The organism is Pseudoflavitalea sp. G-6-1-2 (assembly GCF_012927185.1).
In the GTDB taxonomy this organism is placed as follows: Bacteria; Bacteroidota; Bacteroidia; order Chitinophagales; family Chitinophagaceae; genus Pseudobacter.
The window spans coordinates 2,041-3,263 of sequence record NZ_JABBGB010000005.1; the positions used below are offsets into that span (position 1 = coordinate 2,041).

The 1,223-nt window shown below is 50.1% G+C and carries 1 rRNA gene (running past one end of the window); it reads right to left on the bottom strand.

The features are described from left to right. A 23S ribosomal RNA gene (locus tag HHL16_RS24770) occupies nucleotides 1–1,200 on the bottom strand (it extends 1,772 nt beyond the left edge of the window). Nucleotides 1,201–1,223 lie beyond the last annotated feature (23 nt).

Sequence of the window (1,223 nt, forward strand, 5' to 3'; positions counted from 1 at the left end):
AGCGTGCAATTTAGAGCTTCGGTGGTATGTTTGATGCCCGATTATTTTCCGTGCAGGATCTCTCGACCAGTGAGCTGTTACGCACTCTTTAAATGAATGGCTGCTTCCAAGCCAACATCCTGGCTGTTATAGAAATCCCACCTCGTTTGATCAACTTAACATACGCTTAGGGACCTTAGCTGCTAATCTGGGTTATTTCCCTCTCGGCCACGGATCTTAGCACCCGCAGCCTCACTCCCGGAGATATTTACCAGCATTCGGAGTTTGTCAGGGTTTGGTAGGCGGTGAAGCCCCCTAGCCCAATCAGTAGCTCTACCTCTGGTAAATGTCTGTAATCCGAGGCTGTTCCTAAAAACATTTCGGGGAGAACGAGCTATCTCTCAGTTTGATTGGCCTTTCACCCCTATCCACAGGTCATCCCATAGCTTTTCAACGCTAATGAGTTCGGTCCTCCAGTGTGTGTTACCACACCTTCAACCTGCCCATGGATAGATCACAAAGTTTCGCGTCTACCCCCACTGACTAGTCGCCCTATTCGGACTCGCTTTCGCTACGGCTCCGTTACTGAAGAACTTAACCTCGCCAGTGAGGAGTAACTCGTAGGCTCATTATGCAAAAGGCACGCCGTCACCCGTTGCCAGGCTCCGACCGCTTGTAGGCGTACGGTTTCAGGTACTATTTCACTCCCTTGTTTAGGGTGCTTTTCACCTTTCCCTTACGGTACTGGTTCACTATCGGTCTCTCAGGAGTATTTAGCCTTACCGGATGGTGCCGGCAGATTCAGGCAGGATTCCTCCGGTCCCGCCTTACTCAGGATACTGCTCGTCCTCAAACATTTGCGCCTACAGGACTATCACCTGCTATGGTCTCACTTTCCAGAGAGTTCAGCTTGAGTTTGATTTCTAAATGCAGTCCTACAACCCCGGTGCAGCACGCTACACCGGTTTGGGCTGTTCCCTTTTCGCTCGCCACTACTCAGGGAATCACGTTTGTTTTCTTTTCCTCTCCCTACTTAGATGTTTCAGTTCAGGAGGTTGACTTCCTTTCGGATGACATACCTTCAGTATGCCGGGTTGTCCCATTCGGAAATCTGCGGATCTAATGCTTGTGTGCAGCTCCCCGCAGCTTATCGCAGCTTACCACGTCCTTCTTCGTCTCTGAGAGCCAAGGCATCCACCATACGCCCTTAAGTGCTTTAAAAGAGTTATCTACCGTTTCTCATC